The organism is Nonomuraea sp. NPDC049709 (assembly GCF_040674815.1).
Classification (GTDB): domain Bacteria; phylum Actinomycetota; class Actinomycetes; order Streptosporangiales; family Streptosporangiaceae; genus Nonomuraea.
In genome coordinates this window covers 18,800-33,879 of record NZ_JBFANM010000109.1, presented here as the reverse complement: position 1 = coordinate 33,879, position 15,080 = coordinate 18,800, and the positions used below count along the sequence as shown (strand labels likewise).

The 15,080-nt window shown below is 72.0% G+C and carries 13 protein-coding genes; 4 read left to right on the top strand and 9 right to left on the bottom strand.

The genetic code is table 11. The features are described from left to right. Positions 1-67: 67 nt before the first annotated feature. The 3 genes from AB0J69_RS55490 to AB0J69_RS55480 form a co-directional block, all read right to left on the bottom strand. A complete protein-coding gene (locus AB0J69_RS55490; RefSeq protein WP_364136230.1) occupies positions 68-1,399 on the bottom strand; it encodes a glycoside hydrolase in 1,332 nt (443 codons plus the stop codon). 147 nt (positions 1,400-1,546) lie between these two features. Beyond that, a complete protein-coding gene (locus AB0J69_RS55485; protein WP_364136228.1) occupies positions 1,547-2,116 on the bottom strand; it encodes an SRPBCC family protein in 570 nt (189 codons plus the stop codon). Between the two features lie 134 nt (positions 2,117-2,250). Beyond that, on the bottom strand, positions 2,251-3,126 hold the full coding sequence (locus tag AB0J69_RS55480) for a hypothetical protein (protein ID WP_364136226.1): 876 nt from the start codon (positions 3,124-3,126) through the stop codon (positions 2,251-2,253). Between the two features lie 170 nt (positions 3,127-3,296). Between AB0J69_RS55480 and AB0J69_RS55475 the strand changes: the two genes are divergently transcribed. After that, positions 3,297-5,024: a hypothetical protein gene (locus AB0J69_RS55475; protein ID WP_364136224.1), complete on the top strand. Its 1,728-nt coding sequence runs from the start codon at positions 3,297-3,299 to the stop codon at positions 5,022-5,024. Between the two features lie 21 nt (positions 5,025-5,045). Beyond that, entirely contained in the window at positions 5,046-5,405 is a 360-nt protein-coding gene (locus AB0J69_RS55470) for a hypothetical protein (protein WP_364136222.1), read from the top strand. 318 nt (positions 5,406-5,723) lie between these two features. Here the strand turns inward: AB0J69_RS55470 and AB0J69_RS55465 are convergent, their stop codons facing one another. The 3 genes from AB0J69_RS55465 to AB0J69_RS55455 all read right to left on the bottom strand — a co-directional run bounded on the left by AB0J69_RS55465 (position 5,724) and on the right by AB0J69_RS55455 (position 9,247). Continuing rightward, a complete protein-coding gene (locus AB0J69_RS55465; protein WP_364136220.1) occupies positions 5,724-6,977 on the bottom strand; it encodes a lamin tail domain-containing protein in 1,254 nt (417 codons plus the stop codon). 143 nt (positions 6,978-7,120) lie between these two features. Beyond that, the gene (locus AB0J69_RS55460) at positions 7,121-7,837 is read right to left on the bottom strand and encodes a GPP34 family phosphoprotein (RefSeq protein ID WP_364136218.1); all 717 of its coding nucleotides are present in this window, start codon (positions 7,835-7,837) and stop codon (positions 7,121-7,123) included. A 24-nt stretch (positions 7,838-7,861) separates the two neighbouring features. Next, entirely contained in the window at positions 7,862-9,247 is a 1,386-nt protein-coding gene (locus AB0J69_RS55455) for an APC family permease (protein WP_364136216.1), read from the bottom strand. A gap of 131 nt (positions 9,248-9,378) precedes the next feature. Between AB0J69_RS55455 and AB0J69_RS55450 the strand changes: the two genes are divergently transcribed. Next, complete coding sequence (locus AB0J69_RS55450) at positions 9,379-10,011, top strand: GPP34 family phosphoprotein (RefSeq protein WP_364136214.1); 633 nt, start codon at positions 9,379-9,381, stop codon at positions 10,009-10,011. A 33-nt stretch (positions 10,012-10,044) separates the two neighbouring features. On the opposite strand, the gene AB0J69_RS55445 is transcribed toward AB0J69_RS55450, so the two are convergent. The 3 genes from AB0J69_RS55445 to AB0J69_RS55435 form a co-directional block, all read right to left on the bottom strand. Continuing rightward, positions 10,045-11,571 carry a multicopper oxidase family protein gene (locus AB0J69_RS55445; protein WP_364136212.1) on the bottom strand — a complete coding sequence of 509 codons (1,527 nt, stop codon included), beginning with the start codon at positions 11,569-11,571 and terminating at the stop codon, positions 10,045-10,047. Positions 11,572-11,663: 92 nt separating this feature from the next. Next, the gene (locus AB0J69_RS55440; RefSeq protein ID WP_364136210.1) at positions 11,664-12,695 is read right to left on the bottom strand and encodes a LacI family DNA-binding transcriptional regulator; all 1,032 of its coding nucleotides are present in this window, start codon (positions 12,693-12,695) and stop codon (positions 11,664-11,666) included. Then, a complete protein-coding gene (locus AB0J69_RS55435; protein WP_364136208.1) occupies positions 12,692-13,708 on the bottom strand; it encodes a hypothetical protein in 1,017 nt (338 codons plus the stop codon). Before AB0J69_RS55435 ends, AB0J69_RS55440 begins: the two co-directional genes overlap by 4 nt. 133 nt (positions 13,709-13,841) lie before the next feature. Between AB0J69_RS55435 and AB0J69_RS55430 the strand changes: the two genes are divergently transcribed. Continuing rightward, positions 13,842-15,077, top strand: a complete 1,236-nt coding sequence (locus AB0J69_RS55430) for an amino acid ABC transporter substrate-binding protein (RefSeq protein WP_364136206.1) — start codon at positions 13,842-13,844, stop codon at positions 15,075-15,077. The last annotated feature ends 3 nt before the right edge of the window (positions 15,078-15,080 follow it).

Here is a 15,080-nt window from a genome sequence, read left to right as displayed (position 1 = left end):
CGCGAGCCCTTCTTCCCGCGGAGGCGGGGGCGCCCGGGGGGGGGGGGGGCCCGGGCTCACGCCGGAGTCACCGTACGACGATGGTCGTCAGCGCCCTCGGCTGGAGCGTCACCGTGCGGTTCGGCACGGCCGACGGGGTGAGCGAGTCGTCGGTGTCGGTCACGTAGGCCGTGGCCCTGCCGCGCACGCCCTTCCACGTGACCGGGGCGGTGCCGGTGTTGAGCACCTCGATCACGCGGGAGCCGTCGGGGTTGCGGAACGCTGAAACTTTCAGCGCCGGGTCGGCGGCCGACGCGTCCAGCCGCACCGCGCCCGGCCGGATGAACCTGCTGTACGCCGCCAGCGCCCACAGCCGCTTCGACACGTGATAGGTCTTGGCCACCTCGTCGAGCTGCAGCAGCGCCCTGGTGGCCCCGCGCGAGCCGCCCAGCCAGTAGACGTAGGCGCTGACGTTGCCCAGCGTGAGCGCGTCGTGCACGGCCTGGGCGATCGTGAAGCCGTCGTAGCCGCTGCCGTCGTCCCAGTTCTCGTTCCAGGTGTTGCCGTTCGGGTTCCACTCCGACATCCAGGTCTTCCTGTCCGTCGGCAGCGGGGCGTCCACGGGGCTGGCGTAGGTGTGGCCCGTGTGCGTCTTCACCCAGCGGCGGGCCTCGGGATCGGCCTCGATGGCCGCCGTGTACGCCTTGGCCTCGTTCCAGCCGAAGGAGTCGCAGCAGGCCACCTTCACGCCCTTGGCGACCGGGCCCAGGACCTTGACGAACTGGGCGGCCTGCTCGGGGGTGAAGCGCATGGAGGCGTACGTGGCCGTCCAGTCGGGCTCGTTCGTGAACCCGAGGTCGGTGATCCTGATGCCTTCCCTGGCGTAGAACTTCGTGTACGCCATCAGGTAGTTCGCGTAGGCGCGGTGCCACTCGGGCTTGAGCGTGCCGCCGTTCTTGTCGTCGCCGTTGTCCTTCATGTAGCCGGGGGCGCTCCAGGCGTCGGCGAAGAAGCGCTTGACCCCGTACCGCTGGGCCTCCTTGGCCACCCAGACCTGGCTGTTGTCGTCGCCGTCCCAGACGTACTTCGGTGGGGCGTCCGGGCCGCCCGGGTCCTCGGGCTGGATGGAGACCATGTGGTCGTACGGGCTGCCGGCGGGGGAGGAGCCGATGCCGAGCCGCAGGATGCTGAGCCCGGCCCCCTTCTCCCGGTCGAACCACAGGTCGAGGACCTCCCGCTGCTGCTCCGCCGACAGGGCCTTGAGCAGCTCGTTGCGCCGGAACGCCTGGGAGATGCCGAAGCCGTCGATCTCCTGGTGGCGGAGGCGCTCGTTCACCGTGATGGCCGGGGGATCGGTTGGTTGGGCCGGATGCGCCGCCGGGAGGCCGAGCAGGGTGATCGCGACAACTCCTCGTAACATGGTGCCTCCGAAAATTTCGGCATCGTGACGATATATTTCGCCGATCGCCGGAACCGTAAGCGCACGGAGGCACTGCCGTCAACACTGCCGTCAACCACGACCGCCCCGGGGGCCTTCCCCCCGGGGCGGTCGCCGTCCGCGCCGGCGTCAGCGGGCGGACTCCGCGCGCTCCTTGATGGTCAGCATCTGGCGGCGCATGGTCACGAAGTCGCCGACGTCCATCATCGCGAGGTAACCGGTGCCGCGCAGGTTGGGCTGGGCGCGGATGCGCAGGCGGAAGATCATCCGGGTCCGGCCGTCCTCCAGGTCGCGCAGCGAGATGGAGCAGGACGTGGTGGCGTCGGTGCCGCGCAGGGCCAGCACGAGCGTGTGCGGCGGGTTGATCTGCTCCACGACGTAACCGCTGCCGTCCGCCGCGCCGTGCAGCACGTCGCCGACCTTCAGCCCCTGCTCGGCCTCCTGCCCGGCCGGGCGGTCGAAGGTGCCGCCGGGGCGGTAGCCGCCGAGCTGGATCACCCAGGCCCAGACGGCGGCCGGGGGAGCGTCGATCGTGATGGCGCGGGTGGCCTGGTACTGCGCGTGCCGGACGATGTCGTCGCCGGGCATCTCGGCGTGCGCCTCGCGGTCGTCGGCACCCCAGCGGAGGTGCCACGGGCGGACGGCGAACAGATATCCTGCCGCCGCGCCGGCCGCCAGCCTGAACAGAGAGCGCGGCATGAACATGAACATACGGACTCCTTCGTTCACTGGTCGGACGCCCAGTCTCCGACGCGCGGCTCTCGCGATCAACCTGAACTGCCGCTAATTCGCCGACAAAACCATATTTTCTGTTTAGTCGGAAATATCGGAGATCAGATCTGATCTGGCTTCCAGACGGTCAGATGGTACGTTTCCGCGATCGGACGCCATGCCCTGACAAATCGGGTTTTCGCCTTCTGGGCCGCCTCGGAACGGTCCAGGCCGAGCCGGTAGTCGCGGTCGCTCGTGACCGCTCCCGTGCAGCCGGCGGCCACGTGGCGGCGGGCCCAGGCCAGGAAGGCGGCGTCGGCCTCGTAGGAGGCGTCGAGCGCGTCGACCAGCGCGCCCTTGAGCTCCGTCCCGCCCGCCAGCGCGGTTACGGCGAGCGCCCTGGCGGCGGCGAGCTGGTCGCGGCGGCTGCCGGTGATGTCGCGGATGGTCTCCACGCCGCCGCGCTCGCAGCGGGTGGCGTCGGTGATGGCCTCGGACAGGTTGGAGCGGGCCGAACTGCTGCTCGACAGCAGCTCGTCCATCGCCTCGGCCTGCTGCCGGGCGACCCGGCTCGAAGGGGAGGGCGTGCCCCCGTCGCCGGTCCCCGGGCTGGTCTCGGGGCTGGTCTGGGGGCCGGTCTCGGGGCTGCTTCCTGGGCTGGCTCCCGTGCCTGTCCCGGTGCCGGCCCCTGGGCTCGCGGGGGCCGGGGCCCTGCCCTGGCCCGCGCCCTGGACCTGCTGCGGCCCCGACTGGTCGGCGGCCACGATCCACCAGGTCAGGGCGAGCGCCAGAGCGGCCACGACCAGGCCGATCAGCGCCGGCGGGCGCCGCCAGGACCGGCTCCGCCGCAGCCTGAGGGGCTCCGGATCGTCGCCCGTCGCGGGGGGCTCGGCGCCCTGCGGGGTCTGCTGGGCGCGGCAGCGGGGGCACTGGGCGAGGGTGCCGACGTGTGATCCGCAGCGCCGGCAGAAGCGGTTGGAGCCCGATTCGTACGCCAAAGCACCCTCCCGGAATATCACAAGAAATTGGGGCAAAATGCTGGATGCCCGACTTGTGGATAGCCCCTCGCTTTCCCGGCCGGCACGAGACTATTTGATAACAACGTACCCTCGAAGCAATCGTCGCTCATATGCTCGCCCCGCGCCCCGATAAACGACGGGAGAGGGTCATGGTCGTCAATACCGGCGGTCCCCGGATGAGCAACGTGACGCGCTACCTCTGCGCCGCCGCGTACCTCGACAGCGGATTTCGCGACAGGGTGCTCGACGAGCTGCTGACCGATCCGTACCGCGCGGTCCCGCCATCCTACGGCGGGTTCGACGTGATGCCGGTGATCCACCACTGCCGGCGCTCGCGGGCGATGCTGCTCGTGCGCGACTGCCTGATCGCCGCGATCCTCGTCCTCGGGCTGGTGCTCGCGCCGCTGAGCACGATCGCGTGGGTGTTCGCGCTCGTGCCCTTCGCCCTGCTCACCATGCGCCGGGTCCGGCGGGGGCCGCTGTTCGTGCGGCTGCTGATCTGGCTCTGGGCGGCCTATGCCGTCTTCGTGCTGCTCTTCCTCGTGCTGCTCGCCCAGGTCGTGGCCACGGTGAACGACCTGACCGACGGGCAGGCGTCGTTCGCCGAGATCTACGGCGTCGAGAGCACCCCGCTGGGGCTGCTCGGGGCGGGCGCCGGTTCGCTGATGCAGGTGCTGCTCGTACCGGTCGTCACGCTCGGCGTCGCGGTCGTGTACCGGATCGCGATCTACCTGACCCTCGCCGGCTCGCTCAGGCCGGGCACGCCCGAGCCGGACACGCGGGCGACCCATCCCAAGACCGGCCGCCGCCTCGACTACCTCCGCCGGGCGCAGTGGGGCAACGTCACCATGTACGGCAACGAGGACGCGTTCATGGGCGCCGGGTCCATCGAGCGGAGCTGGTCCATCGCCGTCGAGCTGGACCGGGTGCGCGACGCGATGGGGAGCAGGCGGCGCGACGACCCGGTGGACATCGATCCGGTGGAGCTGCACGCCTTCGTCCGGCGGCGGCTGGTGGAGATGCGCGACCGGGTGCTGCGCCCCAACGAGGGCATCCAGCGGCTGGACCTCGGCGACCACGTGGTGACGCGCGGGCTCTTCACGGTCGCGGACTGGCACGGCGAGGCGGTGCCGCATCCGTTCATCGGCAAGGACGGGCTGCCCAGGTTCCAGGCGACGCCGGAGGAGATCGCGGCCATCGCCCGGCACCCGCAGGGCGGGGTGCGCTACTACCAGCGGGTCACGATCAACAACGCCGGCCAGGAGATCCGCGACCTCCAGGGCAACCTCGTCGCGCCCGCCGAAGACCAGGAGGCGCTGACCTCGGCGTTCATCTACCTCGCCGTCGAGGGGCGGATGCTCTACACGCAGTTCGTGGTGACCGTGCTGCCTCCGGTGTTCGGGCCGTACCACGTGGTGGACCGCCTGCCCACCATGACGGGCGGGCGGGTCGCGTGGGAGGCGGTCAAGGTCCTGCGGCTGCGGTTGCTGCGCGACGTGCTGGCGGCGCCGCTGCGGGTGGTGCGGACGGGCGTGCAGGCCGTGCGGCAGAACATGACGGAGCCCGATCCGCGCAAGCACATCGTGTATCCGTACGGGGCCCGTCGCAGCGTGCGCGAGCTGGGGGCGAGCGAGGACCTGCAGACCTACATCCAGGTGCTCGACGTGGCCAAGTACGTCAGGATGATCGAGCAGCGGCTCACCGAGGCGGTCCTGGACTTCCTGGAGGAGCGGGACGTGGAGACCGGGGCGTACCGGTTGCAGGCGGCCGGGGTGACCATGAACACGGTGACGGTGGGCGCGGGCGGCACGGTGAGCGGCCCCATCGCCTTCGGCCCGCACGCGGCGGCAACGGTCCACAACAGCGCGCGACCGTGAGTGATCGGCAGGGAGGCTGTTATGAGCGGCGGTAACGACTACGGGGTGCACATCAGCGGCGGGAACGTCAGCGGGCCGATCGCGATGGGCCCGCACGCCCGCGCCACCGTGCACAACACCGTGCACAACACCGGGCCGGCGGCGGGCGTGGAGGCCGGGCGGCTGCTGGACGTGCTGGAGCGGCTGCTCACGGAGCACGAGGCCGCCCTGACCGAGCCGGCGCGGGCGCGGCGGGACGTGGGGGACGTGCGGCGGGAGTTGGAGGAGGCGGAGCCGGACCGGTCCCGCATCCTGGACGCGCTCAAACGGCTGTCGGTACGGGCGGCCGAGGTGTCCGTGATCGTCGAGGTGGTCTCCCAGATCCAGTCCTTGTTCCCCTGACCCCGCGCCGACCCGCCCCGACCGCCCCGCCCCGCCCCGACCGCCCCGCCCCGCCCCGACCTGCCCGGCCCGCGCCTCGCCCGGCCCGCGCCCTGCCCTGCCCGCACCGGCCCCCGGCCCGCCGGCCACCTCCGCCTCCTGTTCCCCCCAAGGGACATCGGCCGGAGTGCGACAGCGCGTCGCACGGCGGAAGGCCGCGCCTCCCACCCCAAGGGACACCAGCCGAAAGTGCGGTGGTGCGGCGCGAAGACAGCGGGCCCCTTCCGTCAAGGAACGCCAGGGGTGGCGCCGGGGGCGGGCCCCGGCGCCGTGCGGTGGTCAGCGGTCGAAGAAGATCGTCCGGCCCGCCCTGACCGCGTCCGCCTTGTACGTCACCTGGTCGATCGACACCCCCTGGGGATCCACCAGGACGATGGTGTCCCCCTGGTTGCCGAGTTGCACCGCCCCGTCCAGCGTCACCCGGAGCGCGGCCCCGCCCTCGATCGGGCCCGCCAGCGTCTTGCGGCCCCCGGCGGCGTCCGACAGGGCCCAGCCCGACAGGTCGATCGGGCCGGCCGTGAGGTTGAGGAGCGTGACGGTCTCGTTGCCCCGGTCCGCCCCCACCGGGTCCGGCAGGGCCGCCACGATGAGCAGGTCGCCCGTCGCGACGAGCGGCGGCTTGACCGGCGTCCCCGGCGGCGCCGGGTCCGGGCTGATGATGAAGTCCTCCGGCCACATCGTGAGCTGGATCTGCTGTCCCGTCCCCTTGACCACGTCGTGCAGGTTGCCCCGCTCCAGCTTCGGGATCAGGAACAGCTCGTCGTCCCGGTTGACCGGGTCCGCGCGCAGCCAGGCGTCGAAGCCGTCGAAGCCGGTGAACCCCGCCGCCAGGTACGGCACGATCCGCCGGAACAGCTTCGGCCACATCACCAGCCGCTCCAGCTCCTCCAGGTCCCGTACCGTGGCCGCGCCGTTCGGGTCGCCGGCCGAGCGAGGCCAGATGCCGATGGCCTTGCGCCGGGCCGCCTGCGACACCTCCGCCAGGTGCGTACGCAGCTCGGCCGGCAGCGTGGCGTAGAACGCCGGGTAGACCAGCCCGCCGGCCAGCAGTTGCGCGTTCACGGAACGGTCCACGAGCGGCCCGTCCACGAACACCGTGGTCCCGTCCGCCCCCGGGTGATCACCCGCGTACACGAAAGCGATCAGGCGCCCGTTGCCGTCGATGCCGTTGGTGAGCACGTGGCCGCGGAGGGAGTCCTGGTCGGCGGAGCGCACCTTGTTCGGCAGGTCCTCCCAGAAGCGCACGTTCGTGAAGCCGAGCAGGCGCAGCAGCTCGTCGCGGGCCGCGTCGGCCCCGGCCAGTTCCTGGTGGGTCTCCTCGAAGTGGGTCTCCAGCGCGTCGACGGCCTCCAGACGTACGGAGATGCCGCGGCGGTTGATGTTCGGCGGCGTGCCGGAGCGCCGCGGCAGCGCCTCGACCAGGGCCGGAGAGTCGGGCAGGAATTTGACGGTGTCGCCGTCGGGCTCGGGGCCCTGGCGCGGCAGATCCGGATACCGGATCACGAAGCTGCCGCGTAACAGCGTGTAGCTCATGAATGCCCCCCATCCATGCTCGTTGAGAGTCCCCCGACTGGTAGCCAGCGGAGCGTAACTCGCATATAGGGCATCGTCTACGCAACGGACAGTGGTACAGGGGCAACGACGTACTGGCTGGACGTACTGGCTGGACGTACTGGCTAGCGGTACACGGCGACGGCCGCCTCCGCGACGAGCGTGTCCACGATCTCCACGAGCTCGCCGACGGGCGGGGTGGCGGTGGCGGCGATCTCGCGCAGGTGACCGACCAGCCGGCTCGCCGGCCGGTCGAGGTAGAGCTCCGCCTCCAGCCGCAGCACCGCCACCAGCCCGCACAACCCGGCGCAGCGCGCGTCCGGCGCCTTCCAGCCCTCGACCGCCGAGCGCACCCCCGAGGAGGCGCGTACGACGGAGGCGATGTCGGCGAGCTGGTACCGCGTGTACGGCAGCATGCCCATGCGCCGCCCGCTCACCCGCACGAGCACCCCCGAGGCGAGCAGCTCCTCCCGGGTACGGTCGTTGATGCCGTCGGCCGCAGCCCGCTTGAGCAGAACCCCGGCGCCCACCCCCCGCCCGGCGCCCGTCTCCCGTCCGACGCCCGTCTCCGGTCCGGTGTCGCCATCCCGCGCGGTGAGGGCGATCAGGTCGTCGGCGATGGCGCCGGTCCCGTCAGGGAGGGCCGAACCGGCGGGGAGGGCCGAACCGGCGGGGCCCCCGGTCACGCGGCCGGCTGACAGCGTGAGGCGGCCGGCCAGGATCACGTCGAGGAGGGCCGCCCCAGCCAGCCCCAGCGCCAGCGAGGACTGGTGGGTCAGGAGCTTGCCGGCCTGGTCGTGGGCGATGAGGTACAGGTCCTGGTGGAGCGGTAGCCGGTTCATGAGACGCAGGTCCTTTGCTGCTCGCTACTTGGATCCCGATCCGATGGTCATGCCCTTCACGGCCGGGCGGCGGCCGAGCGCGTACAGGACGGCCATCACCACCACGCCGACGACGAGCCAGGCCAGGCCCAGGAACTGCGCCAGGACGTTCGCGTTGATCACCACGAAGACCAGGATCCCCGCCCCGATCAGCGGCGCGACCAGGTGCGACCACACCTTGTCCGAGCCGACGCGCAGCGAGTAGTGCACGATGACCGACACGTGCAGCACGATGAACGCCACCATCGCGCCCATGTTGACCAGGCTGAGGAGCAGGGAGATGCCGTCGCGGAGGCCGGCCGTCCAGATGCCCAGGCCGGCCGACAGCAGGCAGACGAACACGATGGCGTTGGTCGGGACCGAGTGCCTGACCGAGACCTTGGCCAGGAACGACGGAAGTTGCCGGTCCCGGGCCATCGCGTACATCAGCCGCGAGACCGCCACCTGGGCGACCATGGTGTTGGCCAGGCCCCAGGAGAGCGCGGTGGCGGCCGAGGTGAGGTGCCTGAGCCACTCGCCGCCGGCGACGGCGGCGACGTCGTAGAACGCCGTGTCGCTCGCCCCGGCCGGCAGCCCGGCGGGTTCGGGCACGAGCAGGGCGGCGACCCAGACCTGGGTGATGAAGAGCACGCCGGCCAGTACGAGGGCCAGCCGCATGGCCCTGCCCACCTGCGCCGAACCACCGGTGGACTCCTCCACCAGCATGCTGATCCCGTCGAAGCCGAGGAAGGACAGGACGGCCACCGACACCGCCGCGAACATCACCGGCCAGGAGAAGGTCTCCGGGTTGAACAGCGGGGAGAGGCCGAAACCGCTGCCCTTGCCCTGGAGCAGGGCCCAGATGCCGATGAGCAGGAACACCGCCAGGACCACGAGCTCAAAGATGATCATGATTCTGGTGAGCTTGACCGTCATCCGGATGCCGCGCAGGTTGATCGCCGTGTTGACGGCCACGAAGATGAGCACCCAGGCCCAGACGGGGACCTCCGGCACGCTGGCGTGCATGGCGACGGAGGCGACCAGGTAGAGCAGGCTCGGGACGAGCAGGTAGTCGAGCAGGACCATCCATCCGGTCAGGAACCCGACCGGCGGGGCGATGCCGCGGCCCGCGTAGTTGTAGACGGAGCCCGACAGGGGGAACGCCTTGACCATCTGCGCGTACGAGGCGGCGGTGAACAGCAGCGCGATCATCCCGACGAGGTACGCCAGCGCCGGCATCCCGCCGGATTCCGCATAGACGGTGCCGAAGATCGCGAACGGCGCGATGGGCACCATGAACGCCAGGCCGTAGAACACGAGGTCGGTCTGCCCGACCCCGCGACGTAACTCCTGCCGGTAACCGAACTGCTCGATGTTCTGTTGTGAGCGCACGACAGGCCTCTCCAGTCGTCATGCATGCGTGGGGGGTTCGATTCGGTGATCCTTCCGCAGCGCGGGGTCACGTCGCAAGACCGGTGGCGGGGATGCGCGCGCGGGCGGGCGGATGCGACAGTCTGGGAGCCATGGACGTTCTGATTGCGGAAGAGCTCCTCCTGCTCGCCTACCGGCCCAAGGGCAACCCGCTCGTCCACCCGGAGATGCTCGACCACGCGCTCAGCGCGGCCGTGCTCTCCGAGCTGGTCCTCCTGGAGCGGCTCGCCTTCCGGGACGGGCGCCTCAGCGTGACCGACCCCGCCCCCGTGGGGGACGCGGAACTGGACGGGGTCCTGCGGAAGCTCTCCGTGCCGGAGGAGCCGCCGGAGTTCGGCGACTGGTGGACCGCCATGTCGACGCCGCGGCGGCGCGAGCGCCTGCTGGAGCGGCTCGCGGGGCGCGGGGCCGTCACCGTGAAGCGGCGCACGTACCTCAAGGTGTTCAAGGAGGAGCTGTTCCCCGAGGCGGACCCGGCGCTGAGGGAGTCGGTACGGGAGCGGGTGCTCGCCGCGCTGGCCGGGGCCGAGCCCGACGCGCGTACGGTGCCGCTGGTCTCGCTGGCGCACGCGTGCCGGCTGATCGGGAAGGCGTTCCCGGGGGCCGACCGGAAGCGCGCGGCGGAGCTCGCCGGGCGGGACCTCCTGGGCACGGCGGTCGCGGCGGCGTTCGAGCAGGCGGCGGCCGAGAGCGTCGGGAAGATGGTGGCCGGCGGGGGCACCTGAGCCCCTCAACCCCACCCGATCAGCGGCGACGGATCAGCGGCGGCCCTGCGCGTGCCCGTGCGCGGCGGCGCGGGGCCGGGGCTCCGGGCGGTCGGTGCCAGAGCCAGCGCCGGCACCGGTGCCGTGGCCGGTGTGTCCCGTGCCGGGCGGGGCCTCGCCGTAGCCCAGGACGCCCATCATGCCCTGCTCCTGGTGGTAGAGGTTGTGGCAGTGGAACATCCACTCGCCGGGGTTGTCGGCCAGCACGTCGAGGTTCAGGCGCTCGCGCGGCAGGATGTTCACTGTGTCCTTGCGCGGCCCGCGCCGGCCCGTCCAGCGGACCTGGAAGGTGTGGCCGTGCAGGTGCATCGGGTGCCACATGGGCGACTTGTTGTCCACGACGATCCGGATCGTCTCGCCCCGCTCGACGCGCACCCGCAGCGGGTCGGCGGCGAGCCGGTCGTTGAGCGTCCACTCGTTGCCCGACGGGCGCATGCCGAGCGTCACCGTGACGGTCCTGGACGGGCGGGGCAGGTGGTCGCTGGGCCGTGCGTCCAGGTCCTGATATTTCAGTCTCTGCCGGCCGAGCTCCGGCCATTTGGCGTTCGCCTCGGGCGTGCGGGCCCCGCGCGTGGTGCGCACCACCGCGAACGCCCGGCCCGCCTTGCCCTCCGCCATCGCCACCAGGGGGAAGGCCCCCGCGTCCAGCGTCGTCACGAAGTCGTAGCGCTCGCCCATGCCGATCAGGAACGTGTCCACGGTGACGGGCGAGCAGGGGAACCCGTCGGTGTGGGTGACGGTCATGCGGTGGCCGCCGAGCGCGACGCGGAAGGCGGTGTCGGCGGCCGCGTTGATCACCCGGAACCGCACGCGCCTGCCGGGCCGGGCGGCGAACGTCGCGGGGTCGTCCGCCGTGCGGCCGTTGACCAGGTAGTACGGGTGGCGCAGCTCGGCGGCCACCCCGCCGAGCACGTGGCTGCGGATGGTGTCGTCGTGCGTGGTGGAGGCGTTCAGCCTGCGCAGGACGTCGTCGGGGGTGCCGTTGACGCCGTCCAGCCAGTCGTCGAGCACGACCGTGAACTCCTCGTCGTACCCGAGCGGCTCGCGCGGGTCGGCCACGATCAGCGGGCCGTACAGGCCGCGGTCGTTCTGCATGCCGACGTGCGAGTGGTAGAAGTACGTCCCGGGGTCGGGCACGGTGAACACGTAGTCGAACATCCCGCCGGGCCGGGTCGCCGCCTGCGAGTAGCCGGGGGCGCCGTCCATCCTCGGGTCGATCCTGATGCCGTGCCAGTGCACGGTGGTCGGCGCGGGCAACTCGTTGACGAGCCTCGCGCGTACGACGCCGCCGGCCGTGGCCCCGATGAGCGGGCCGGGGAGCATGCCGTCGTACGCCCAGGTCGAGACCGTGCGCCGGCCCAGCGAGACGGTCGCGGGGGCGGCCCGCAGCACCACGCCCCTCGACGGCCGCCCCGTGACGGCGCCCGCCGCTGTTCCCGCTACCGCGCCCATCACCGTGCCCACTACCGGGGCGGCGCCCAGACCGGCGAACAGGCCGGTGACGAACAGCCTCCGGGACACTGGAGCCCACGAACCATTCACAACAGATCCCCCCATCCACCTCGCAAGGTAACGGAGAGTGACGGTGAAATCGGTGCGCCACGCGGGGGTGATCAAGCTCGCGGCGGGGCCGTGGAGCCGCGTACGACCAGAGAGACCGGCAGCAGGAGCGAGCGCGCGGGGCGGTCCGGCTCGTCGATGCAGTCCAGGAGCATGCGGGCGGCCTCGGCCCCCAGCTCGTGGTGCGGCACCGCGACCGTCGTCAGCGGCGGGCGGAGCTTGTCCAGGAACGGCATGTCGTTGAAGCCGATCACGCTCACGTCACCGGGGCAGGACAGGCCGCGCTCGGCGAAGACGTCGTAGCAGCCCAGGGCGATGAGGTCGTTGCCGGCCACGACCGCCGTGACGTCGCCGGCCCTGGCCAGGAGCTCGCGCATGGCCGCCGCGCCGTCCTCCTCGTTCCAGCGGGCGCACTCCACCACCAGGTCACCGGCCAGGCCGAGGTCGCGGACGGCATGGCGGAAGGACTGCGACCTGACGCGGCCGGTGGAGGTGGTGAGGGGGCCGGACAGGTGGGCGATCCTGGTGTGTCCGAGGCCGGCGAGGTGGCGTACGGCGGCGGCCACGCCCGTGGCGTCGTCGCCGGTGACGGCGGGGAGCGGCAGGTGCTCGACCTGGCGGTTGATCAGCACCATGGTGACCCCCTGCTCGTGCAGCTGCCGGAGCAGGGGGTGGTCCAGGCGGGCGGTGGCGATGATGAGCCCCTCGACCTGGCGGGAGCGGAGCGACTCGATCGTGGCGCGCTCGCGCTCCTCGTCGTTGTCGGTGTTGACGATCCAGACGTTGTAGCCGTCGGACTCCAGGACGCTCTCCACGCCGCGCACGATCGGCGGGAACAGCGGGTTGGTGAGGTCGGGGATGACCAGGCCGACCGTGCTGGAACGGGAGGTCTTGAGGCTGCGGGCCACCGAGTTGGGATGGTAGCCGAGCGCCTGCGCGGCCCGCATGACGCGGCGGGCGGTCTCGGCGCTGATCTGCTGGCGGGTCTTGGGGTTGAGGGCGCGCGAGGCGGTGGCGGTGTGGACGCCGGCGGCCTCGGCGACGTCGCGGAGTGTCGGGGCCGGCGGCGGGCTGGGGTTGGTCATCGGCCGCGATCTTCTCCTGAGTCCGGTGAGTCGAGCAAACCCTGGTCGAGCAGGTCGCCGCCGGGGGCGTCGCCGTAGCGGCGCCTGAGGCCGAGCACCGTGGACAGCGACGCCGCGTCCGCCCGGCCGTCGGCCACGAGGCCCTCGCCGGGGTCCTTCAGCCGTTGAAGGTAGCGCGCCGCGGTGGCGGGCGGCAGGCGCAGCGCCGCGGCGGCCTCCTCGGTGACGACGTCGTCCGCCTCGCCGCCGACGATGGCCCGGGCGGTGGCGCGCAGGGCCGCGGCGAGGTCGCGGACCGCGGGGTCCGGGCCCAGCGAGCACAGCACCGTCCCCAGGTACGGGCGGGGGACCCCGGCCAGCCGCACCGCGCCCGCGTCCTGCGCCCGCAGGTCGGCGCCCGCGTTGAGCATGGTCGCGGCGCAGCGGCCGCCCAGCAGCGCCTCCAGGCGGCGGGGCGTGGACCCGAGCGCGACCGTACGGTAGTCGCCCGGCCGCAGCCCGATCGCCTCCAGCGCCGCGTAGAGCGCGAACGCGAACCCCGAGCCCGGCACGTCCACCCCGACGGCATCGCTCACCACCGAGCCCCCTGCCGAGCCCCCTGCCGAGCCCCCTGCCGAGCCCCCTGCCGAGCCCACCGCCGAGCCCGCTGGCGAGCCCCCTGACGGGCCCGTCGGGGACCCCGCCGCCGAGCCGGACAACGCCTCCGCCAGCTCGGCCGCCGTGCTCAGCCCGGGGCGGGCGTAGAGCGCCAGGCCGAGCCCGCGGTCCACGGCGGAGACGATCCGCACGTCGGCCGTCCTGCCGAGCGGGTTGGCGGGCACGAAGCGGTAGGCGATGACGTTGTCGGGGCTCGTCAGCGCGGCGCCGATGTCCCCGTCGAGCAGGGCGGCGAACTGGGCGGGGGAGGAGGCGACCGGCACCTCGCGGACGCCGGGATCGACCAGGCCGAGCCGCCGGCCGGTGCGCAGCAGCACGGACGGGCTGAACGCGCCCACCACCAGAGTTCCCCGCACGACCGACCACTCCATCCGTGCACTCGTTTGCATGACAACGCCTTCAGGTCTTGACAGTAACCGCATGGAAACGGATGCTCCAGGGCAGTGCAATCGTTTGCGGGGGACGCGAAAGCTCAGCGAAGGAGGGCTCATGAGCGCCCAACCCCCCGCCCGCCGTGCCCGCCTGGCCGTGACGGTCGTCGCGGCCGTCGCCCTGGCCCTGGCAGCGTGCGGGCAGCGCCCGTCGGAGACCCGGGCGGGCGAGGGGAGCAGGCCCGTCGTCATCGGCGTCTCGCTCCCGCTGACCGGGGACTTCGCCCAGCCGGGCAGCGAGGCCAAGCGCGGTTACGAGATCTGGCGCGACATGGTGAACGCCAAGGGCGGCGTCCTGGGCCGGCAGGTCGAGCTGAAGATCGTCGACGACGCGAGCAACCAGGACACCGTGGTCGCCGACTACACCAAGCTGATCACCCAGGACAAGGTGGACCTGCTGCTCGGCACGTTCTCCTCGCTGCTGAACTACCCGGCCTCCGCCGTGGCCGAGAAGAACCGCATGGTCTTCGTGGAGCCGGCCGGCGGCGCGCCGGACATGTTCGCGCGCGGCTTCCACTACCTCTTCTTCGCCCAGCCCGCCACCGCTCCCCGGCAGGCGGACGTGTTCGTGAACTGGGTGAAGTCGCTGCCCGAAGCCGACCGGCCCAAGACGGCCGCCTACCCCAGCCAGGACGACCCGTTCGCGCTGCCCGTCATCAAGTCCATGCAGGAGCAGCTCGAAGCGCTGGGCGTGAAGACCGTCTACAGCGAGGTCTACCCGGCCGACACCACGAACTTCCAGAGCGTCGCCGGCACGCTGGCCGACCGGAAGCCGGACCTGGTCGCGCAGGGCGCGGTGTTCGAGGACGGCGTCGGCATGGTGCGCTCGCTCAAGCAGCTCGGGTTCTCGCCGAAGCTGCTGTTCCAGACCTCCGCCCCGAGCAACTCCAGCCAGTACAGCGACGGCGTGGGCCCGGCCAACACCGAGGGCGTCTTCTACACGGTGAGCTGGAACGAGAAGGCGACCACGCCGCTGAACGCCGAGTTCGTGGCCGCGTACCGGAAGGCGCACGACGCCGCGCCCGCCGAGGACGCCGCCGACGCGTTCGCCGCCGCGCAGGTGTTGCAGGCCGCGGTCGAGGCGGTCGGCGCGATCGACCAGGACCGGATCAAGGACTGGCTGCACGCCAACACCGTGCAGACCCTGCTCGGCCCGCTGAGCTGGAAGGAGAACGGCGAGCCGAAGGGCAGCTTCCTGCTCGCCCAGTGGCAGGGCGGGAAGGTCGAGGTCGTCGGCCCGCCCGAGCTGGCCACCACCAGGACCGTGGTGAACCCCAAGCCGGACTGGAAGTGAGCC